Source organism: Micromonospora sp. R77 (genome assembly GCF_022747945.1).
Classification (GTDB): Bacteria; Actinomycetota; Actinomycetes; order Mycobacteriales; family Micromonosporaceae; genus Micromonospora.
Genome location: NZ_JALDST010000001.1, coordinates 1,899,688 through 1,920,793, shown reverse-complemented (window position 1 = coordinate 1,920,793; position 21,106 = coordinate 1,899,688). Strand labels below are relative to the sequence as shown.

The 21,106-nt window shown below is 72.0% G+C and carries 16 protein-coding genes and 2 pseudogenes; 12 read left to right on the top strand and 6 right to left on the bottom strand.

The window, feature by feature from the left end:
* The first annotated feature begins 78 nt into the window (after window positions 1-78).
* Complete coding sequence (gene guaA / locus MRQ36_RS08780; RefSeq protein ID WP_242794409.1) at window positions 79-1,635, top strand: glutamine-hydrolyzing GMP synthase; 1,557 nt, start codon at window positions 79-81, stop codon at window positions 1,633-1,635.
* 7 nt (window positions 1,636-1,642) lie between these two features.
* Here the strand turns inward: guaA and MRQ36_RS08775 are convergent, their stop codons facing one another.
* On the bottom strand, window positions 1,643-2,002 hold the full coding sequence (locus MRQ36_RS08775; protein ID WP_242794408.1) for a PspC domain-containing protein: 360 nt from the start codon (window positions 2,000-2,002) through the stop codon (window positions 1,643-1,645).
* Window positions 2,003-2,147: 145 nt separating this feature from the next.
* Here MRQ36_RS08775 and MRQ36_RS08770 point away from each other — a divergent pair, with 145 nt between their 5' ends.
* From MRQ36_RS08770 to MRQ36_RS08760, 3 genes and pseudogenes are all read left to right on the top strand, one after another.
* Complete coding sequence (locus MRQ36_RS08770; RefSeq protein ID WP_242794407.1) at window positions 2,148-3,095, top strand: NUDIX hydrolase; 948 nt, start codon at window positions 2,148-2,150, stop codon at window positions 3,093-3,095.
* Window positions 3,096-3,176: 81 nt separating this feature from the next.
* Window positions 3,177-4,121, top strand: coding sequence for an NUDIX domain-containing protein (locus MRQ36_RS08765; RefSeq protein ID WP_278187461.1), 945 nt, complete (start codon window positions 3,177-3,179; stop codon window positions 4,119-4,121).
* Between the two features lie 500 nt (window positions 4,122-4,621).
* Window positions 4,622-5,389, top strand: a pseudogene (locus tag MRQ36_RS08760) (phosphatidylcholine/phosphatidylserine synthase); the annotation flags it as partial.
* A gap of 58 nt (window positions 5,390-5,447) precedes the next feature.
* Here MRQ36_RS08760 and MRQ36_RS08755 read toward each other — a convergent pair.
* From MRQ36_RS08755 to MRQ36_RS34375, 4 genes and pseudogenes are all read right to left on the bottom strand, one after another.
* Window positions 5,448-6,695, bottom strand: a complete 1,248-nt coding sequence (locus tag MRQ36_RS08755; RefSeq protein ID WP_242794405.1) for a phosphatidylserine decarboxylase — start codon at window positions 6,693-6,695, stop codon at window positions 5,448-5,450.
* 452 nt (window positions 6,696-7,147) lie between these two features.
* Window positions 7,148-7,420 (bottom strand): annotated as a pseudogene (locus tag MRQ36_RS33860) (hypothetical protein); the annotation flags it as partial.
* The gene (locus MRQ36_RS34380) at window positions 7,417-8,061 is read right to left on the bottom strand and encodes a LiaF domain-containing protein (protein WP_242794403.1); all 645 of its coding nucleotides are present in this window, start codon (window positions 8,059-8,061) and stop codon (window positions 7,417-7,419) included. The gene MRQ36_RS34380 and the pseudogene MRQ36_RS33860, both read right to left, overlap by 4 nt.
* Window positions 8,062-8,143: 82 nt before the next feature.
* The gene (locus MRQ36_RS34375) at window positions 8,144-9,226 is read right to left on the bottom strand and encodes a PspC domain-containing protein (RefSeq protein WP_242794402.1); all 1,083 of its coding nucleotides are present in this window, start codon (window positions 9,224-9,226) and stop codon (window positions 8,144-8,146) included.
* A 225-nt stretch (window positions 9,227-9,451) separates the two neighbouring features.
* Between MRQ36_RS34375 and MRQ36_RS08735 the strand changes: the two genes are divergently transcribed.
* From MRQ36_RS08735 to MRQ36_RS08705, 7 genes are all read left to right on the top strand, one after another.
* Window positions 9,452-10,648: an ATP-binding protein gene (locus MRQ36_RS08735; RefSeq protein WP_242800950.1), complete on the top strand. Its 1,197-nt coding sequence runs from the start codon at window positions 9,452-9,454 to the stop codon at window positions 10,646-10,648.
* 1 nt (window position 10,649) lies between these two features.
* The gene (locus MRQ36_RS08730) at window positions 10,650-11,330 is read left to right on the top strand and encodes a response regulator transcription factor (RefSeq protein ID WP_242794401.1); all 681 of its coding nucleotides are present in this window, start codon (window positions 10,650-10,652) and stop codon (window positions 11,328-11,330) included.
* Between the two features lie 633 nt (window positions 11,331-11,963).
* On the top strand, window positions 11,964-13,607 hold the full coding sequence (locus tag MRQ36_RS08725; protein WP_242794400.1) for an ABC transporter substrate-binding protein: 1,644 nt from the start codon (window positions 11,964-11,966) through the stop codon (window positions 13,605-13,607).
* A 185-nt stretch (window positions 13,608-13,792) separates the two neighbouring features.
* Entirely contained in the window at window positions 13,793-14,719 is a 927-nt protein-coding gene (locus MRQ36_RS08720) for an ABC transporter permease (RefSeq protein WP_242794399.1), read from the top strand.
* Window positions 14,712-15,689, top strand: a complete 978-nt coding sequence (locus MRQ36_RS08715) for an ABC transporter permease (RefSeq protein WP_242794398.1) — start codon at window positions 14,712-14,714, stop codon at window positions 15,687-15,689. Before MRQ36_RS08720 ends, MRQ36_RS08715 begins: the two co-directional genes overlap by 8 nt.
* Window positions 15,690-15,715: 26 nt before the next feature.
* Window positions 15,716-16,744 carry an ABC transporter ATP-binding protein gene (locus tag MRQ36_RS08710; RefSeq protein WP_242800948.1) on the top strand — a complete coding sequence of 343 codons (1,029 nt, stop codon included), beginning with the start codon at window positions 15,716-15,718 and terminating at the stop codon, window positions 16,742-16,744.
* Window positions 16,737-17,750, top strand: a complete 1,014-nt coding sequence (locus MRQ36_RS08705) for an ABC transporter ATP-binding protein (RefSeq protein ID WP_242794397.1) — start codon at window positions 16,737-16,739, stop codon at window positions 17,748-17,750. Before MRQ36_RS08710 ends, MRQ36_RS08705 begins: the two co-directional genes overlap by 8 nt.
* A gap of 224 nt (window positions 17,751-17,974) precedes the next feature.
* Here MRQ36_RS08705 and MRQ36_RS08700 read toward each other — a convergent pair whose 3' ends face one another.
* Window positions 17,975-18,319 carry a chorismate mutase gene (locus MRQ36_RS08700; RefSeq protein ID WP_242794396.1) on the bottom strand — a complete coding sequence of 115 codons (345 nt, stop codon included), beginning with the start codon at window positions 18,317-18,319 and terminating at the stop codon, window positions 17,975-17,977.
* A 321-nt stretch (window positions 18,320-18,640) separates the two neighbouring features.
* Here MRQ36_RS08700 and pcrA point away from each other — a divergent pair, with 321 nt between their 5' ends.
* Window positions 18,641-21,046: a DNA helicase PcrA gene (gene pcrA, locus MRQ36_RS08695; RefSeq protein WP_242794395.1), complete on the top strand. Its 2,406-nt coding sequence runs from the start codon at window positions 18,641-18,643 to the stop codon at window positions 21,044-21,046.
* Window positions 21,047-21,106: the final 60 nt, after the last annotated feature.

Here is a 21,106-nt window from a genome sequence, read left to right as displayed (position 1 = left end):
ACACCGCCGGGCGAGCCGCCACGCGGAACGCCCGGCCCGCGCCCGGCCCGGCGGTGACGGTCGGTAGGCTTTCTGCACATGAGCACGCCTCGCCCCGTCCTCGTGGTGGACTTCGGAGCCCAGTACGCCCAGCTCATCGCGCGCCGGGTGCGTGAGGCGCGGGTCTACTCGGAGATCGTCCCGCACTCCATGCCGGTCGCCGAGATGCTGGCGAAGAACCCGGCCGCGATCATCCTGTCGGGTGGCCCGTCCAGCGTCTACGCCCCGGACGCCCCGCAGATCGACGCCGGCATGTTCGACGCGGACGTACCGGTCTTCGGGATCTGCTACGGCTTCCAGGCGATGGCCCAGGCGCTCGGCGGCACGGTCGCCCGGACCGGCAACCGGGAGTACGGCGGCACCCCGCTGCGGCCCCGGCTCACCGAGCCGGGCGTGCTGCTCCGCGACCTGCCCGCCGACCTGCCGGTCTGGATGAGCCACGGCGACGCGGTGACCGAGGCCCCGGCCGGCTTCACGGTGACCGCCGAGTCGGCGGGCGCGCCGGTGGCCGCCTTCGAGGACCTGGCCGGCCGCCGGGCGGGGGTGCAGTTCCACCCGGAGGTGGGGCACACCGCGCAGGGCCAGGAGATGCTCAAGCGCTTCCTCTACGAGATCGCCGGCATCGAGCCGACCTGGACCGCGTCGAACATCATCGACGAGCAGGTGGCCCGGATCCGCGAGCAGGTGGGCGAGAAGGAGGTCATCTGCGGCCTGAGCGGCGGGGTGGACTCGGCGGTCGCCGCCGCGCTGGTGCACAAGGCGGTCGGTGACCAGCTCACCTGCGTCTTCGTCGACCACGGTCTGCTGCGGGCCGGCGAGGCCGAGCAGGTGGAGAAGGACTACGTGGCGGCCACCGGCATCAAGCTGAAGGTGGTGGACGCGCAGGAGCGGTTCCTCGGCGCGCTGGCCGGGGTGACCGACCCGGAGCAGAAGCGGAAGATCATCGGCCGGGAGTTCATCCGGGTCTTCGAGGCCGCCGCCCGGGAGGTCGCCGCGCACGGCGACGTGGAGTTCCTGGTGCAGGGCACCCTCTATCCGGACGTGGTGGAGTCCGGAGGCGGCACCGGCACCGCCAACATCAAGAGTCACCACAACGTCGGTGGGCTGCCGGAGGACCTGAAGTTCGCCCTGGTCGAGCCGCTGCGCACGCTCTTCAAGGACGAGGTCCGGGCGCTCGGGCTGGAGCTGGGCCTGCCCGAGGCGATGGTCTGGCGGCACCCGTTCCCGGGTCCCGGCCTGGCCATCCGGATCATCGGCGCGGTCGACCGGGAGCGGCTGGACCTGCTCCGCCAGGCCGACCTGATCGCCCGCGAGGAGCTGACCGCGGCCGGTCTGGACCGGGGCGTCTGGCAGTTCCCGGTGGTGCTCCTGGCCGACGTGCGCAGCGTCGGCGTGCAGGGTGACGGGCGCAGCTACGGGCATCCCGTGGTGCTGCGCCCGGTCTCCAGCGAGGACGCGATGACCGCCGACTGGTCCCGGCTGCCCTACGAGGTGGTGGCCCGGATCTCCACCCGGATCACCAACGAGGTGGCCGAGGTGAACCGGGTGGTGCTGGACGTGACCAGCAAGCCGCCGGGCACCATCGAGTGGGAGTGACGCCGGCTCATCCGGCGGTCGGCGGCTGAGGCTGCGGCCGGGGCGTGGGCTCGGGCGTGGGTCCGGTCCCGGGCTGCGGGGCCGGCCACGCGGTCGGCGCCGGCCAGCCCTGCGGCGCGGCGCCCGCCGGGTGCGGCCAGGCGGGCGCGCCGGCCGGCTCCTCGGGCATCAGGAACCACATGATCGGGTACGCCAGCGCGGCGACACCGCCGGTGAGCAGGGTGCCGACGGCGAAGATCACCCGGACCAGGTTCGGGTCGACGGCGAAATAGCGACCGAGGCCGCTGGCGACCCCGGCCACCATGCGGTCGGTGGTCGGTCGCCGGAGCTGCTTGTACGGGGCCTGAGGGGTGCTCGTGGAGGTCATGCCCCCACGGTTGCTCGCCGCCGGGGCGGGCGACCTCGGTGACCGCCCGGACTCCTACCCTGATCGATCCCTGAGGTGCCAGGCAAGAGTCAGGAATCTGACACTCTTCGATGGAGGTAACCCGGCGAGGGGAGAATTTCCTCCCGTGACCACCTTGCTGGAGCCGCTCCGCAGGATCGCGGCATACGCAGTTTGTGCAGATCAAGACGGCCGAGTGTTGCTGGTCCGCGCATCGGAGCGCTCCGGCACGCCCGGCATCTGGTCGCTGCCCGGTGGGGCGGTCGACCACGGTGAGGACCCCAAGCACACGGTCGTCCGGGAGACCGCGACGGAGACCGGCCTCTCGGTTGCCGTCTCCGGGCTGGCGGACGTGCTCGCCGACATGCGCGCCCTGCCGGAGCGCGGCATCACCATCCACACCGACCGCCTGCTCTACACGGTCTCGGTGCGGGGCGGGACGCTGACCGAGCGGGTGGACCGCCCGACCGACCTGGCCGGCTGGTTCACCCTGGACGAGGCGCGCGGGCTGCCGCTGCGGTCGTTCACCGCGCGCGCCCTCGGGCTCCCGTCCTCCGCGGCCGACGTGCTGCCCGAGGAGGTGCCCGAGTTCCCCTCCTTCTATGCGGTGCCCGGCCCGGACGGGCTGCACCGGGCGCAGCGCTTCGCCGCGTACGCCGTGGTCACCGACCCGGAGGAGCGGGTGCTGCTGACCCGGGTGTCGGACGGCTACCCGGGCGCCGGCTGCTGGCACCTGCCCGGCGGCGGCACCGACTACGGTGAGCAGCCGGGCGCGGCGCTGATCCGGGAGCTGGTGGAGGAGACCGGGCAGACCGGTCGCCTGGTCGAGCTGCTCGGCGTGGCCAGCCACCGGGACGCCGCCTCGCTCGGCCCGGAGGGCTACCCGATCGACTGGCACGGCGTCCGCGCCTTCTACCGGGTGGTCGTCGACCAGCCCGCCCCGCCCACCGTCACCGACGTCGGCGGTTCGACCTGCGAGGCCCGCTGGTTCCGCCGCGAGGAACTGGGTGCCCTCCCCACCGACCGCCTCACCGAGGTCACCGCCGAAGCCGTCCAAGCCGCCCACCTGATCTGACCCCCCACCCCACCCCACCCCCGATCGCCGGCGATCATGAGGTTGGCGGGGTGAAATGCCCGTTGCCGTGCCGCTAGCCTCATGATCGACGGGATTGTGGCGGGTCGGGGCGGGGAGGCGGGGATCGTGGAGGAGCGGCGGCGGGTCGGGGCGTACGGGGTGTGCCGGGACGGGGAGCGGGTGCTGCTCGTGCGGGGGGCGGACAGTTCGGACTTTCCGGGGGTGTGGCAGCTGCCGGGCGGCGGGCTGGAGCACGCCGAGCACCCGGAGGCCGCAGTGGTGCGGGAACTCGCCGAGGAGACCGGGCTGACCGTGCGGGTGGTCGGCCTGCGGGCCGCGGTCGCCGACGTGACCCGCTATCCCGAGCTGTCGGTCGCCCTGCACACCGACCGGATCGTCTTCGACGTCATCCCGACCGGCGGCACGCTGCGGGACGAGGCCGACGACACCACCGACCTGGCCCGCTGGTTCACGCCCACCGAGGCGGCCGAGGTGCCGCTGCTGCCGTTCACCGCCGAGCTGCTCGGACTGCCGGTGGTCCCGCTGTCCCCGCGCGTCGCCCGGGAGCCGTTCGCGCCGCCGGCCGTCGACCGCCACCAGCGCTTCGCCGCGTACGGGCTGGTCACCGATCCGGCCGGGCGGGTGCTGCTGACCATGATCGCCGACGGCTACCCGGGGGCCGGGAAGTGGCACCTGCCCGGCGGGGGCACCGACCACGGTGAGCAGCCGGCCGCCGGGCTGCTCCGCGAGCTGGTCGAGGAGGCCGGCCAGCTCGGCCGGGTGGTCGACCTGATCGCGGTGCACAACCTGCACAATCCGGCCGCGCTGGGCCCCGAGGGTCGCCCGCTGGACTGGCACGGGGTCCGGGTCATCTATCGGGTACGGGTGGACGCGCCCACCGAGGCGGTGGTGACCGAGCTGGCCGGTGGGTCCACCTCCCGCGCCGCGTGGTTCACCCCCGAGCAGGTCGACGGGCTGCCGATGACCGACGTGGCGCTGCTGGCCACCGGGCGGCGGGGCGGCTAGCGCCCGCTCACCGAGCCGGTGTGGCCCGTCTCCGGTACAGTCAGGAGGCGGGGTTGGTGGAGAAAACGGGCGATGGAGCCCGAGATGGGAATAAGCAAGCGGTTCGTGCGGTTAAGGGAGTTATAAGTACCGCCGGCAGCTATCGCCAAGCCCCGTTCCCTTGTGCAATGGTGTACTCCGCTAACGGCTGCCGGGCCGAGAGAAAGGTCCGGCACGAGACAGCCGGACACCCGCCCGAGAGGGCGGTCAGCCGATCCGGTGATGGAGGAAACGTGCCGAGAGCCCCATGGCGCCGGCGTCGTACGACTGACAGTCCGCGCCCCGCAGGGCGTCGCTGGGCGGGCCCCTTGCGCCGCAGCAGCACGTTCGCCCGCCAGGTGCTACTGGTCCGGGTGGGTCGCCGGGACGGCGACACGCTGCCCGGCACCGACCTGGTCGTTCCTGACCACCGCTACGCCGACCGGTCGCGCCGTCGCTACGGCCGCAACCGCTTCCAGCGTGCCGAGGTGGAGGCCGTCATGCCGGTCAGCCCGGCCCTGGCCCCCTCGTCGCCGGTCGACGACTCGCCGGCGATGTCCATCCCGCTGCTCCCCGGCGAGCGCACCGCCGCCCGCCGGATGAAGTTCGCGCTGGTCAACGCCTGCACGCTGAGCAGCCTGATGCTCGGCATGCTGGCCATCTTCCTGGCCATGCAGGGCGAGGTCCGGATCGCGGCGCTCTGCCTGATCGCCTGCGTCGCGTTCGACGGCCTCGACGGCGCGCTCGCCCGCAAGCTCGGCGTGGCCAGCCCGTTCGGCGCCCAGATGGACTCGCTGGCCGACATGTGCTCGTTCGGCCTCGCCGCCCCGGTGGTGGTCTACGCCTCGCTGGCCGGGTCGGTCCCGCCGGCCGCCGCCGCGGTGGCCTGCGCCCTCGTGGCGTCCTGCGCCGCGATCCGGCTCGCCCGGTTCAACGTGTCGCCGAAGGACGGCCGGTTCTTCTGCGGCGTACCGACCACCATGGCGGCGGCCGTGCTGGCCCTCACCGTGGCGATCGGGCTGCCGGTCCCCGGCCTCGTGCTGGTCGGCGGGGTCGCCCTGCTCGCCTTCGCGATGGTCTCCAGCTTCCCCTACGCCAAGCTCGCCCGGCTGGTCAAGCTGCCGCCGTGGCTCTGGCTCGCTCCGGTGGTCGGCGCGCTCGTCGACATCCGGCTGACCTTCGCGCTGGTGGTCGTCGGATACCTGGTCAGCGGCCCGCTGCTCTGGCTGCACCAGCGCCGCACCGCCTGACCCGCAGCACGTACGCAGAAGGGGCGCCGCACCCGCGGCGCCCCTTCTGTCATGCCGCTCAGACCCAGCGGGCGATCACCGTCGAGCCGCCGACCACCTTGTCGCCCGGCCCGACCAGCGGCTCCGCCGCGTCGACCGGCAGGTAGACGTCGGTCCGCGAGCCGAACCGGATCAGACCGAAGCGCTCACCCCGGGCCAGCAGCGCGCCGATCGGCGCCCGCTGCACGATCCGCCGGGCGATCAGCCCGGTGCGCTGGGCCACCACCACCGTGCCGTGCTCGGTGTCCAGCACCGTGTACGCCGCGACGTTGTGCTCGGCGTCCGGCTTCATCGCGTTGACGAAACCGCCGTCCGCCACGAAGTAGTCGACCACCTTGCCGGCCACCGGGGACCGGTTGACGTGCACGTCGAGCACCGACAGGAAGACGGCGATCCGCAGCCACTCGCCCGCGCCGAAGCGCTCGTCGTGCAGCCGCTGGACGGAGAGGACCTGACCGTCGGCGGCGGCGACCACGGCCGACGGGTCCTCCGGGACGTCCCGTTCCGGATCCCGGAAGAAGGCCGCCACCGGCGCGGCGGCCAGTGCCGGGACCAGCCAGAGCTTCGACTTCGGCCGGGTGACCTTCGCCAGCGCGGCCAGGCCGAGGCTGATGCCCGCGGCGGCCACCCCGTTGGAGTCGAGGTGCATGCCGCGGGTCAGCGGCACGCTCGACGGCCGGTACGCCGGCGACAACCGGGCCGCCACGGCGGCACTCGTCGGGGTGAAGCGCAGGTGGTGCACCCGCACCGGCGGGGTGTTCCGGAGCACCAGGTCGGTGCGGACGCCGTGCAGCACGGACTGCCGGTCCAGCTCGGCGGCGGCACCCTCGGTCCGGAAGACCGGCGCGGCCACGCTCAGCACGGCACCCTCGCTGAGGTACTTCGACAGGCCGTCGACGGCCACCCGGGCCTCGTCGGCGGTGCCGGTGTGCGGCTCGGCGGCGATGACCAACTCGGCGGCGTCCGCCTCGGCGAGGGTGTCGACCACGCGTACCCGGTCGGCGACCCAGCGGCCCTGGGCCGACACGTGCTCGCGCAGGCCGGCGGCGGAGGAACCCTCGGCCGGGACCACGGTGAGCCGGTCGCCGGGGAGCAGCGCCTCGACCGCCGCGGCCAGGACCGCGGACTCCGGGGTCGCACCGACCAGCAGGGCGGCCTTGGCGTCGTTGCGGCGGGCGAGCTCGGCGACGAGGGTACGGGCGGCGCGCTCGCCGAGGCGGACCGGACCGGACAGGCCGGTGGTGCGCACGGCGGGGGACTGGGTCATGTCGGACGGGCTCCTGACGGGGTAGAGACGGGCACTGCGGCGGGACCGCCACGGCGACCTGCTCGGCTCGCCGCGGTCGAGGCTCGGCGGACGGGTCGGCCCGACGCGGGAGTCACCCGGCGTCCTGGCGACCCGACCGCGGCCGGGCCCCGCGGCGTGGGCCGGCCGGCGGAGGCGAGATCTCCACGAGCCAGCATAGGCGGCGTTCCGGTACGTCCGCACCGCCGTCGTCAGGCCGGTGGCCGCTCCCCGTCCGGTCGGCCGGGTGCCTCGCCGACGGCGGGCTGCTCCCGGGTCACCGGTCCGTCGTCGCCCGCACGGGGCTCGCGTTCCGGCGACGGCTCGTCGGGGGGCGGGAACGGTGACCAGCGTGGCTCGCCGTCCGGGTCACTGACCGGCCGGTCCTGCACCGCCTCGACCGGCACGTCGTCGACGGCGTCGGTGCTCCACTCGTCGGCCTCCGCCGGGGTCGGCGCGGTCCACTCCCGGGTCTCCTCGAAGGGTGCCGACACGGTGGTCCCGGCCGGTGGCGGCTCGGCGGGGCGGCCGGACCGGAGCGCGCCGAGGAGGCCGAGCAGGCCGATCAGCACCAGCGCGCCGGCCAGGAACCAGCCGACCGGGGGCAGGACGAGCCCGAGGATCTGGGCGAGCAGCCACCAGACCGACAGGGCCAGGAAGGTCAGCCCGAAGGCGAACGAGACGAGGTCGGTGCGGTGCGCCTTCACCGGGTCACCTCCAGGTTGCCGGCGTTGACGTGGACGATCAGCCGGAGCTTGCCGCCGCCGGGCCCGTCCGGGCCCAGGTCGGTGCTCTCCCGCAGTTTGCCCTCCAACCCGCCGGAGCGGTTGCCGAAGACATCGGCGTCCCCGGCGTTCACGTCCGCCAGGGTGGTGACGTCGACGTTCGGCGGCACCACCACGGTCGCCTTCCCGAAGTTGATCGCCACGATGATCTCCGTGTCCTTCTTGTCGAAGTCGACCGCCCGCAGGTCGAGTACGGCGTCGCCGAAGTTGTTCTCGTACCGGTTCGCCAGGTCGCGGTAGTCGGTCGGGGCCCAGGTGACGTCGCCGTCGACGCCGCGTACCCGGTCGTAGGACTCGGCGACGGTGGCCACGCCGAGCGCGGCGGCGGTCACCAGGCCGAGTGCGATCAACCAGCGGGCCCGGCCGAACCAGGTGCCGACCAGCAGGCCCAGCCCGATGGTGGCCAGCGCGGCGGCGAAGTAGCCGGCCGCGCCGACCGGGAAGACGTCCAGCAGGTCGAGGACGGCGACCAGGCCGAGGACCAGGAAGACCAGCGAGAAGGTGACCGCGCCGAGGGGGGAACGTTCCTTCGGCCGCTTCGGCGGCTTCGGCGGCCGGGGCATCGGCGGCACCGGCGGGTACGGCGCGGCGTACGGGCCGTGCGGGGCGAACGGCGCGCGGTAGCCGGTGGGGGCAGCGGCGCGGTCACCGGGGGCGCCGGCGGTCGGAGGCGGCCGACCCGCTCGTCGGCGCGGCCGGCCAGTCGGCCGGGTCGCCGGGGCCCGTCCCGATGGTCGGTCCCACCCCGACGGCCGGTGCCGACCAGGTGGGTGCGGCGGTTCCCGGCCAGGCGGTCGGCTGCGTGCCGTCCGGCCGGCGGGCCGCCTCGGGTGTGTCCGGACCGGCAGTCGGCTCCGGCGCTGCGGGCGGGCCGGCGAACGTGGTGGCCGGTCCGGCCGACCCGGGCCGGGCGAGCGGGTGGGCCGGCTCGGACCAGGCGGGCGTGGCCGGCGCGACCGGTTGCCCGGTGGTCGACGACGTCGCCGGCCAGGTCGGCACCGTCGGTCCGGTCGTCCGGGCGGGGTCGGTCCAGGCGGGGGCCACGACGGGGCCGGTCCACGGGGCGGCGGGCGGTGGGACGGCCGGGTCGGGTGTCGGCCAGCCGACCGGTGGCACCGGGCCGGGCGGGACGGGGCCGGGCGCGGCCGGTGGCCGGGCCGGGTCCCGGTGCTCGCGGTTGAGCAGCAGCGCCCCACCGATCAGGATCGCCGCACCGAGCAGGACCGCGCGGAACGCGTCGGTGACGATGTAGCCGAAGCTCACCGCCACCAGGATGCTGAGCACGATGACGGTGACCGGGGACATGCTGGAACGCCCGCGGCCGAGCATCGACTCGACCGGGGAGGCGGTGTCCCCCTCGCCGGGGATGATCAGCCAAGCGGCCACGTACACCAGAATGCCGATGCCGCCGAAGAAGCCGAGCACCGCGAGCAGCACCCGCCAGAGCACCGGGTCGGTGTTGGTGGCCCGGCCGATCGCCGCGCAGACGCCGGCCAGGTAGCGGCCCTCGCGGGGGCGGACCAGCCCGTACCGGGAGGTGAAGCCGGCACCGCCGGGCGGCGGGGCGTACCCGGGTGGTGGCAGGTCGCCCGGCGCGGAGCCGGCGCTCCAGGCGGATCCGGCCGGCGGGGGCGGGCCGGCGGGCCCGGCACCGGTCGCTGCGGTGGGCGGTGGCCCGTCCTGCGGGGCCGCCCCGGGCAGGGGCGGACGGGCGGCATCCTCGGTCATGCTCCGATCCTGCGCCCGACGCCGCCCGAACGTCCTCCGGAGGTGACCCTGACCCCACCCTGAGATCCCGGCGGGCCGGATGTCGGGGACGTCCCCGTGGTCCCGGCCCCCGTGGCCGTGTGACGATCGAACCGGCCCGCACCGCCGTCCCTGACCCGGGAGCCTCCGATCACCAGCACCGTGACCCCCCACCCGCCCCGCCTCTACCGGGCTCCCGAGCACCGGATGGCCGCCGGGGTGGCCGCCGGCATCGCCGAACACCTCGGCATCTCGGTGGTCCGCGTCCGGGTCGCCTTCATGGTGCTGCTCGGGCTGAGCGGGCTGGGCCTGCTGCTCTACGCCGCCTTCTGGGCGGTGGTCCCGTTGCGACCCGGCGACACCGCCGTCCCACCCCGGCGGGACATCGGCCAGCTGTTGCCGTTCGTGGCGATCGGCCTCGGTGTGCTGCTGATCCAGGTGATGGTCTTCGACTCGGTGGGCGCGGCCGGCACTGCCGGCTGGCTGGTGGCGATCATCGCGGTCGGCGCCGGGGTGATCTGGCACCAGTCCGCGCCGGAGCGCCGCCGGCAGTGGGGCGAGTCGATGCCCGTGCCGTGGCTCGGCGCGGTGGTGGAGGAGAGCGACCGGCGGGCCTTCGTGCTCCGCTTCATCGGCGGTGGGGTGCTGGTCGCGGTCGGCATCATCGGCGTCGCCGCGGTCTACTCGCCGGCGCAGAACTTCGACGCGGTCATCAACGGGGTGATCTTCGCCCTGGTCGGGCTCGCCGGTGTCGGCGTGGTCGCCGCGCCGGTGCTCTGGCGCACCTGGAACCAGCTCCGCTCCGAACGGGAGGGGCGGATCCGGGAGCAGGAACGCGCGGAGCTGGCGGCGATGGTGCACGACCAGGTGCTGCACACCCTGGCGCTGATCCAGCGCAACGCCAGCGACGTGAAGGCCGTGCAGCGGCTGGCCCGTGGGCAGGAACGGTCACTGCGGAACTGGCTCTACAAGCCCACCGCCTCGCCGACCGAGCGGTTCGCCGCCGCGCTGGAGCAGGCCGCCGCCGAGGTGGAGGACACCTTCGCGATCACCGTCGAGGCGGTGGTGGTCGGCGACCGGGAGACCGACGAGCGGGTCGGCGCGCTGGTCGCGGCGGCCCGGGAGGCACTGGTGAACGCCGCCCGGCACGCCGGTGTGCAGACCGTGTCGCTCTATGCGGAGGTCGAGCCGGACCAGGTCAGCGCCTTCGTCCGGGACCGGGGCAAGGGGTTCGATCCCGATACGGTGGAGGATCACCGGCACGGCGTCCGAGGGTCCATCATCGGGCGGATGAAGCGACACGGCGGCCGGGCGGAGATCCGGTCCGGCCCGGGGGAGGGGACCGAGGTCCGGTTGATCCTCCCGATCACCGGCGCCGGCCCCACGACGGAAAGGGACAGGTGACATGGCCGAACACGGACCGGTCGAACAGACGCAGGCCCGGGACGGGCGGCTGCGGGTGTTCCTCGTCGACGACCACGCGATGTTCCGGGCGGGGGTCCGGGCGGAGCTCGGCGCACACGTCGAGGTGGTGGGTGAGGCCAGCACGGTGCCCGAGGCGGTGCACCGGATCGCGGCCACCGGCCCGGACGTGGTGCTGCTCGACGTGCACATGCCCGACGGCGGTGGCCGGGCGGTGCTGGAGGCGATGCGGCGTACGCATCCGCAGGTGAAGTTCCTGGCGTTGAGCGTCTCGGACGCGGCGGAGGACGTCATCGGGCTGATCCGCGCCGGTGCCCGGGGGTACGTCACCAAGACCATCTCGCCGGACGAGCTGACCGACGCGATCCGCCGGGTGGCCGACGGGGACGCCGTGTTCAGCCCGCGGCTGGCCGGGTTCGTGCTGGACGCCTTCGCCGCCCGGCCGGACACCCCGGTCGCCGATCCCGAGCTGGACCAGCTCACCAACCGGGAGCGCGAGGTGCTCCGGCTGCTCGCCCGGGGGTACGCGTACAAGGAGATTGCCAAGGAGCTGTTCATCTCGATCAAGACGGTCGAGACGCACGTGTCGAACGTGCTCCGCAAGCTCCAGATGTCCAACCGGTACGAGCTGTCCCGCTGGGCGGCGGACCGCCGGCTGGTGTGAGGTCTCCGACCGGCTGACCGTTTCCGGTCATGCTGTCCGGAGCGTGACGCCGGTCGGGCGGTTGCCCCGCAGGGCGGAGGGGGTCCGACCTCGGCTGCCTCCTCCACCCGGCCGGTGATGGTGCCCGCACAGCCTGATCGTCCTCAGCCGGACGGACAAAGACTGCCGCGTCGCGGCGGACGTCGCGGGGTGCCGGAGGGCGGGTGGAGTCGCTCACAGAATCGGCGGCCGGGAGCCTCGTGGGACCGTGTCTTACCTGCTCAGAGCGGTACGACCGGCATGTTTCATGATCTTTTCTCAAGTATCGGCAACGTGCCGACCAACTAACGGCTTGATAACGGCACCTTCACGGAATGGGCCGGTGGGTGTCACAGTGGCAGCACCTCACCCCGGTGCGGAACCCGTCGGGCCGTCGGCCACGCAACGCCACCATCTCATGGCGGATCGTGGTTGTCGATCCCGTACGGCGTTGCCGCCGACGGTGCGGTGCCCGGCGAATCGGCGCCCCCGGGGTGTCCCGATTTCTCTGCGGTAAACCGGCGGCCCGCGGTTCGGGGCCGACGGTGGTGTCACCCCCCATGACGTGCGTGAAACCCACGACGGAACCAGGTTAGAAAGAGGAGGCCCCTCGGAATGAGAGTCTCGAAGCGGGCGAGCGGCGCCATCGCGGTGGGCGCGGCATTCGCGCTCGTCGCGTCCGGCTGCTCGAGCAGCGACGGCGGCAACGGCAGCGACGCCGGCGCCACCAAGGACGGCGCCATCACCATCCACGGCGTCCAGCCGGAGAACCCCCTGGTTCCGGCGAACACCACCGAGACCGGTGGCGGCAAGATCATCGACGACATCTGGACCGGCCTGGTCGAGTACCCGAACGACGGTGGGGCGCCGCGCAACGCGCTGGCCGAGTCCATCGACACCAAGGACTCGAAGGTCTTCACCATCAAGATCAAGAAGGGTACCAAGTTCCACGACGGTACCGAGGTGAAGGCGAAGAACTTCGTCGACGCCTGGAACTGGGCGGCCTACACGCCGAACGGCGCCGCGAACGGTAGCTTCTTCTCCGACATCGCCGGCTACGACCAGGTCACCTCGGTCGACCCGGACGACGACGGCCCGCAGAAGGCCCCGAAGCCGGCCGCCGACAAGATGTCCGGCCTGAAGGTCATCGACGACCAGACCTTCGAGGTCACCCTCTCGGCCCCGACCGCGGTCTTCCCGACCAAGCTCGGCTACAGCGCCTTCATGCCGCTGCCGGACGCGTTCTTCACCATGAAGCCCGAGGAGTTCGGCAAGAACCCGATCGGCAACGGCCCGGTGAAGTTCGTGTCGTGGGAGAACAACGTCGCGATCAAGCTGACCCGCTTCGACGACTACAACCTGCGTGACAAGGTCAAGATCAAGGACGTCACCGTCAAGCTCTACCAGAGCGAGGACGCTGCCTACGCCGACCTGGTGGGCAACAACCTCGACTTCATGGAGACCATCCCGACCTCGGCGCTGGCCGGCGAGAAGTACAAGGCCGACCTGGGCGAGCGGGCCATGAACACGGTCACCCCGTCGACCGCGTTCATCGCGTTCCCGATCTACGACAAGCGCTTCGCCAACCCGAAGCTGCGCAAGGCCGTCTCGATGGCGATCGACCGGCAGGCGATCTCCGACAAGATCTTCTTCGGGACCCGCAAGCCGGCCGACAGCTGGGCCAACCCGCTCACCCCGGGCGCCCCGGCCGGTAACTGCACCGCCTGCAAGTTCGACGTCACCCAGGCCAAGCAGCTCCTCCAGGAGGCCGGTGGCTTCCAGGGCGAGATGGTCTTCTACTACAACGCCGACTCCAGCCACAAGGACTGGATGGAGGCCGTTGCGCAGCAGGTCAAGACCAACCTCGGCATCAACGCTCGCGCCGAGGGCGTCCCGACCTTCGCGGTGTTCCGCCAGAACATCAACGCCCACAAGATGACCGGCCCGTACCGTGCCGCGTGGCAGCAGGACTACCCGGACATCGAGAACTGGGTGAACCCGCTCTACGTCAAGGGTGGTTCCTCCAACGACGGCCTCTACAGCAACCCCGAGGTCGACGCCCTGGCCAAGGCCGCGAGCGCTTCCGCGAGCATCGAGGAGTCGCACCAGAAGTTCGGCGAGGCCCTCAAGAAGGTCGACGAGGACGTCCCGACCATCCCGGTCTACTTCTACGGCCAGCAGTCCGGCCACTCGGAGAAGATCAAGAAGCTCGAGCTGACCAACGTCGGTGAGCTGGACCTCTCCTCGGTCGAGCTCTGATCCGATCGGTATGACCCCGGGTCGGGCCCGCCACAACCGGTGGGCCCGGCCCGGGGCCGTTCCGCGAGCGGGTGTTACAACATCTCCTCGCACGCTGTCGCGAGCGGATGTCACCAGCATCCCTCCTCGCACGCTGTCACCATCGTGTCGGCCGCCGACGCGCCCCCTGTCTGGAGGACCACCCCATGGGCCGCTATCTCGTGAGACGGCTGCTCCAACTAGTGCCGGTCTTCATCGGTACGACGTTCCTGATCTACTGGCTCGTCTGGGCCGTGCCCGGCGACCCCTTCGCCGGCAAGTGCGGTGAGCGTCGCTGCCCGCCGGAGTACGTCGCCGCGCTCACCGAGAAGTACCACCTGGACCAGAACGTCTTCGTCCAGTATTCGATCTACATGAAGAACCTCCTCCAGGGGGACTTCGGGACGACCTACAACGGTCTGTCGATCAACGACGTCATCGCCACCGCGTACCCGAACACGCTGAAGTTGGCCGTTGTCGCCCTGGCGATCGAGGCGATCATCGGCCTCACCGCCGGCGTGCTGACCGGCCTGCGCCGCAATGGCTTCCTGGACAACCTGGTCCTGGTCTCGTCGCTGTTCCTGATCGCGCTGCCGGTCTTCGTCGTCGGCTTCGTCCTCCAGTGGACCTTCGGGGTGCAGTGGAAGATCGTCACGCCGACCGTCTCCAGCGAGATGCCGTTCTCCGAACTGATCATCCCGGGATTCGTGCTCGGTAGCGCCTCGATGGCGTACATCGCCCGGGTGTCGCGGACGAGCATCGCCGAGAACCGGCGGGCCGACTACGTGCGGACCGCGATCGCCAAGGGCCTGCCGATGCGCCGGGTGGTCGGGGTGCACCTGCTGCGCAACTCGCTGATCCCGGTGGTCACGCTGCTCGGCACCGACCTCGGCGCGCTGATGGGTGGCGCGATCGTGACCGAGGGCATCTTCGGTATCAACGGCATCGGTCGACAGGTCTACCGGTCGATCGTCACCAAGGAGAGCGCTACCGTTGTCTCCATCGTGGTGGTGCTGGTGCTGGTCTACCTGCTGATGAACCTGCTGGTCGACCTGCTCTACGCCGCCCTGGACCCGAGGATCCGTTATGAGTGACCCCTCCGCCGCGTCGATCGTCAGCACTCCCCGTCCGGAGCAGCCGACCGAGATCGGTGCCCCCACCAACGCCGGCCTGCCGGAGAGCGCCCGCAAGGAGAAGCCGCGTGGCCTCCTCGGTGACGCCTGGCGTGACCTGCGTCGCAAGCCGCTGTTCTGGATCTCCGCAACGCTGATCCTGCTGTTCATCGTGATGGCGGCCTTCCCGACGCTCTTCACCTCCGGCGACGCCGTGAACGGGTCGCTGAACAACAGCCTCGGCAAGCCCTCCGCCGACGCCTGGTTCGGCTACGACGTGCAGGGCCGGGACGTCTACGCCCGGACCATCTACGGCGCCCGCGCCTCGATCGTGGTGGCGCTGGTGTCCGTCGTCGGCACCATGCTGCTCGGTGGCGTGATGGGCATCATCTCCGGTTACCGTGGCGGCTGGGTGGACGCGCTGCTCTCCCGGATCGCCGACGTCTTCTTCGGCCTGCCGTTCGTGCTCGGTGCCATCGTCATCCTGACGACCTTCAACGGCTCGGGCAGCAACAACAGCAAGACGAAGATCATGGGCCTGGTGATCGCGTCGCTGGTCATCCTGAGCTGGCCGGTCGTGATGCGGCTGATGCGCTCCTCGGTGCTGGCCACCCGGGAGGCGGACTACATCGTCGCCGCCCGGGCGCTCGGTGCGGGCACCGGCCGGATCATCCTCAAGCACCTGCTGCCGAACTGTCTCGCGCCGCTGCTGGTCTATTCGACGATCATGGTCGGTTCGTTCATCGGCGCGGAGGCGACGCTCTCCTTCCTGGGCGTCGGACTGAAGAGCCCGGTGGTCTCCTGGGGCATCATGATCAGTGAGTCGCAGAACTTCATCCGGGTCGCGCCGAACCTGCTCTTCTTCCCCTCCGCGTTCCTCGTCGCCGCCGTGCTGAGCTTCGTCATGCTCGGCGAGGCGGTCCGCGAGGCCCTCGACCCGAAGCTCCGATAGGGGAGACTGAGTTGTCCGACATTCTCGTGTCCGAGCAGTCCGCGCCCGGCGCCGACGGATCCGGCCGCCCCTCGGGTCGGCTGCTCGAGGTCGACGACCTGCGCGTCGAGTTCCGCACCCGGGACGGCGTCGCCAAGGTCATCAACGGCGTCACGTACCACGTCGACGCGGGGGAGACCCTCGCCGTGCTCGGCGAGTCCGGCTCCGGCAAGAGCGTCACCGCGCAGACCATCATGGGCATCCTGGACATGCCGCCCGGCTTCGTCACCGGCGGTCAGGTCCGCTTCCACGGCAAGGACATGCTCACCATGTCCGCCGAGGAGCGTCGCCGGATCCGCGGCGAGGGCATCGCCATGATCTTCCAGGACTCGCTCTCCGCGCTGAACCCCGTCTTCACCGTCGGGTTCCAGATCGCCGAGCAGTTCCGGATCCGTCGCGGCATGAGCCGCGCGGACGCCAAGAAGCGCGCGATCGAGATGCTCGACCAGGTCAAGATCCCGAACGCCAAGGGCCGGTTCAGCAACTACCCGCACCAGTTCTCCGGTGGTATGCGGCAGCGCGCGATGATCGCGATGTCGCTGGCGCTCGACCCCGAGGTGCTGATCGCGGACGAGCCGACCACCGCGCTGGACGTGACCGTGCAGGCCCAGATCATGGACCTGCTCGGTGAACTCCAGCGGGAACGGCAGATGGGCATGATCCTGATCACCCACGACCTCGGCGTGGTCGCCGACGTCGCGGACCGGATCGCGGTCATGTACGCCGGCCGGATCGTCGAGGAAGCCGACGTGTACGACCTGTACGCCAAGCCGGCGCACCCGTACACCCTGGGTCTGCTCGACTCGATCCCGCGGATGGACGAGAAGGGGCAGGAGCTCCGCACCATCAAGGGCCTGCCGCCGAACCTCATGAACATCCCGCCGGGCTGCCCGTTCAACCCGCGCTGCCCCATGGCGCAGCCGGTGTGCCGGGAGAAGGTGCCCCCGCTGCTGCAGATCGGTGCCGGCCGGGCCAGCGCCTGCCACTTCGCCGAGGAACTGGTGAACCGTGACTGAGAACATCATCGAGGTCCGTGACCTGGTCAAGCACTACCCGGTCACCCAGGGCATCGTGTTCAAGAAGACCGTGGGTCAGGTCAAGGCGGTCGACGGCGTCTCCTTCGAGCTGAAGACCGGCGAGACCCTCGGCGTCGTCGGCGAGTCCGGCTGCGGCAAGTCGACGCTCGCCCGGGTCCTGATGAACCTGGAGAAGCCGACCAGCGGCAGCGTGTACTACAAGGGTCAGGACATCTCCAAGCTCTCCGGTGGCGCGCTGCGGCGGCTGCGCCGGCAGATCCAGCTGGTGATGCAGGACCCGTACACCTCGCTGAACCCGCGGATGACGGTCGGCGACCTGATCGGCGAGCCGTTCGAGATCCACTCCGAGGTGGCCCCGAAGGGCAGCCGCCGGGGCAAGGTCAAGGAACTGCTCGACCTGGTCGGCCTGAACCCGGAGCACATCAACCGCTATCCGCACCAGTTCTCCGGCGGACAGCGGCAGCGCATCGGCATCGCCCGGGCCCTCGCGCTGCGGCCGGAGGTGATCGTCTGCGACGAGCCGGTCTCCGCGCTCGACGTGTCGATCCAGGCGCAGGTGATGAACCTGCTGGAGAAGCTCCAGGGCGAGTTCGGGCTGTCGTACGTCTTCATCGCCCACGACCTGTCGGTCGTGCGGCACCTGTCGGACCGGGTCGCGGTGATGTACCTGGGCAAGATGGTGGAGATCGGCACCGAGGACGAGATCTACGAGCGGCCGACCCACCCGTACACCCAGGCGCTGCTGTCGGCGGTGCCGGTGCCGGACCCGACGCTGCGGGACCAGAAGGCGATCATCCGGCTCACCGGTGACGTCCCGTCGCCGATCAGCCCGCCCTCGGGCTGCCGGTTCCGCACCCGGTGCTGGAAGGCACAGGACGTGTGCGCCGAGCAGGTGCCGCTGCTGGAGATCCGGCCGGGCTCGGACCACCCGAGCGCCTGCCACTTCGCCGAGAAGCGGGAGATCGTCGCCACCCACGAGGTGTGACCGCGTGCGAACCGCCTGTCGACGTCACCACGACGCCGGCAGGCGGTTCGTCGTATCCGCCGGTCCTGCCCGGCCTCCGTCGTCCGGGCCCCGGTCGCGCCGGCGCGGCCACCGCCCGCCGCCGGCACCCTTCCGGTACGCCGGGCGCCGGGCACCCCGGGCGTCCCGCCCGGCTGCCGACCCGCCGTCGGCACCGTCGCCGGCCGGCGTGGCGTCCCGCCGCCTCACAGCGGGCCCCGACCGGCCCTCAGCAGCAGCAGCGCCAACTGGGTGCCGTCGGCCCCCAGGGCCTGCCGGAACCGCTCCAGGATCTCCCGCTCGCGGGAGAGCACCAGCCGGGTCCCGCCGGAGGCGAGCCGGGTGGCGCCGACCTCCTGGGAGAGAGCGGCCCGTTCCTGCCACAGCGCGATGATCGTGCGGTCGATCTCGTCGATGCGCTCCCGGATCTCGACGATCCGCTCGGCCGCCGCCGAGTCGCCGGTGCCGGTCCGCGCCGCCGCGGCCTCGGTCGGGTTCGTGTCGGCCCGGTCGCCGGCCAGGCCGCTGGACTCCACCACGTCAGTCATCATCGTCGTACCCCCTCGGGTGTCGGGCCCGGTACCCGGATCCCGGGACGAAAAAGCCCCGGGCTCTCGAGAGCCCGGGGCTTTTTCGCAGGTCTGACGATCAGGCGCGACCTACGGCTGCCGGACTCCCGGGGCCGTAGTAAAAGTAGAAGCGCTGATCGAACACGTCGTCGAGTATGCCGACCGCCGGCACGGCTGCGCAAGCAAACCCACCAACAGGTGGGACGGCACACCTGCTCGCGGTGTCCGGTGGTGCCGCCCCCGTCGGAGTCCCGGTGTGCGGCGGCGGGAAGTGTCCGGCCGGCGGCATAGACTCGCCGTGCGATGCATCCTCTCTTCGACATCCCCGCGTCCCCGCCCGCGCCGGAGCCCCGGCCGACCCCGCCGCACCGGCCCGGGTCGGTCGCCGCCCGGCTCGACCCGCAGGCCCTCCTCGACGGGCTGAACGGTCCGCAACGTGACGCCGTCACCCACTCCGGCTCCCCGTTGCTGATCGTGGCCGGCGCGGGCTCCGGCAAGACCCGGGTGCTCACCAACCGGATCGCCTATCTGCTGGCCGCGCGGGACGTGCACCCCGGCGAGATCATCGCGATCACCTTCACCAACAAGGCCGCCGGGGAGATGAAGGAGCGGGTGGCCGCCCTGGTCGGCCCGCGGGCCCGGCTGATGTGGGTGTCGACGTTCCACTCCGCCTGCGTGCGGATCCTGCGGGCCGAGCACGAGCACGCCGGCCTGAAGTCGACGTTCTCGATCTACGACGCGGACGACTCCCGGCGGCTGATGCAGATGGTGGCCCGGGAGCTGGACCTCGACCCCAAGCGCTACCCGGCGCGCGGGTTGGCCGCCCAGGTCTCCAACCTGAAGAACGAGCTGGTCGACCCGGAGGAGTTCGCCGGTCGGGCCAAGGGGCCCAACGAGCGGGCCCTCGCCGAGGCGTACACGCTCTATCAGCGGCGGTTGCGTGAGGCGCACGCGCTGGACTTCGACGACCTCATCATGACCACCGTGCACCTGCTCCAGTCGCACCCGCACGTCGCGGAGAGCTACCGCCGCCGGTTCCGGCACGTCCTGGTGGACGAGTACCAGGACACCAACCACGCCCAGTACGTGCTGATCAAGGAGCTGGTCTCCGGCACCGAGGGGATCGAGCCGGCCGAACTCTGCGTGGTCGGTGACGCCGACCAGTCGATCTACGCGTTCCGCGGCGCGACGATCCGCAACATCCTGGAGTTCGAGCGGGACTTCACCGACGCCCGGACGATCCTGCTGGAGCAGAACTACCGCTCCACCCAGACCATCCTCAACGCCGCCAACGCGGTGATCGACCGGAACACGTCCCGCAAGCCGAAGCGGCTGTGGAGCGACGCCGGGCACGGCGAGCAGATCGTCGGCTACGTGGCGGACACCGAGCACGCCGAGGCGGACTGGGTGGCTCGGGAGATCGACCGGCTGGTCGACGAGGGCGAGACCCGCCCCGGCGACGTGGCGGTCTTCTACCGCACCAACGCCCAGTCCCGGGTCTTCGAAGAGGTCTTCATCCGGGTCGGCCTGCCCTACAAGGTGGTCGGCGGGGTGCGCTTCTATGAGCGCAAGGAGGTCCGCGACGCGCTGGCCTACCTGCGCGCCGTGGTCAACGACGACGACACGGTCAGCCTGCGCCGGATCCTCAACACCCCCCGCCGGGGCATCGGCGATCGGGCCGAGGCGTGCGTCGAGGCGCTCTCCAGCCGGGACCGCATCTCGTTCGGGGCGGCGCTGCGCCGGGCCAAGGACGCCCCCGGCATCTCCACCCGGGCCGCCAACGGCATCGGCGACTTCGTGGCGCTGCTCGACGGCGCCCGGGAGCTGGCCGAGAGCGGCACCCCGGAGGAGGTGCTGGAGGCGCTGCTGACCCGCTCGGGCTACCTGACCGAGCTGGAGGAGAGCCTCGACCCGCAGGACGCCGGCCGGGTCGACAACCTCCAGGAACTGGTCAGCGTCGCCCGGGAGTACACCGAGCGGATCGAGGCGCTGGGCGCCGACGGGGAGCGGGCCACCCTGGCCGGCTTCCTGGAGCAGGTCGCGCTGGTCGCCGACGCCGACCAGATCCCCTCCGACGACCCGGACCACCAGGGCGTGGTCACCCTGATGACGTTGCACACCGCCAAGGGGCTGGAGTTCCCGGTGGTCTTCCTGACCGGCCTGGAGGACGGTGTCTTCCCGCACCTGCGCTCGCTCGGCGACACCCGCGAGCTGGAGGAGGAGCGCCGGCTGGCGTACGTGGGGATCACCCGGGCCCGGCAGCGCCTCTACCTGTCCCGGGCGGTGACCCGCTCGGCCTGGGGACAGCCGGCCTACAACCCGCCCTCCCGGTTCCTGGAGGAGTTGCCGCCGGAGCTGGTCCGCTGGGAGCGCACCGAGGGGTCGTACACCTCGTGGGCGGGCGGGGGCGGCGGCGTCGGCGGCCGTGCGGACCGCGTGCCCGGCGGGCGTGGCGGCTTCACCGGGGGTACGCCGAAGGCCGCGCAGCTCGCCAAGCGGCTCGGCGTGGACGGCAGTCGGCTGGCCACCGCCAGCGAGCTGCCCCAGGGGCCGAAGGTGTCGGCCGGCGACCGGGTCAACCACCAGCGCTACGGGCTGGGCCGGGTGGTGGCCGTGGAGGGGCACGGCCCGGGGGCCCGGGCGCAGATCGACTTCGGCGACCAGACCATGTGGCTGGTGCTCCGGCACGCCCCGATCGACAAGCTCTGAGTTCAGCGACGAGGGCCCGGCCCGGCGAACCGCCGGACCGGGCCCTCGCGCATGCTGTCG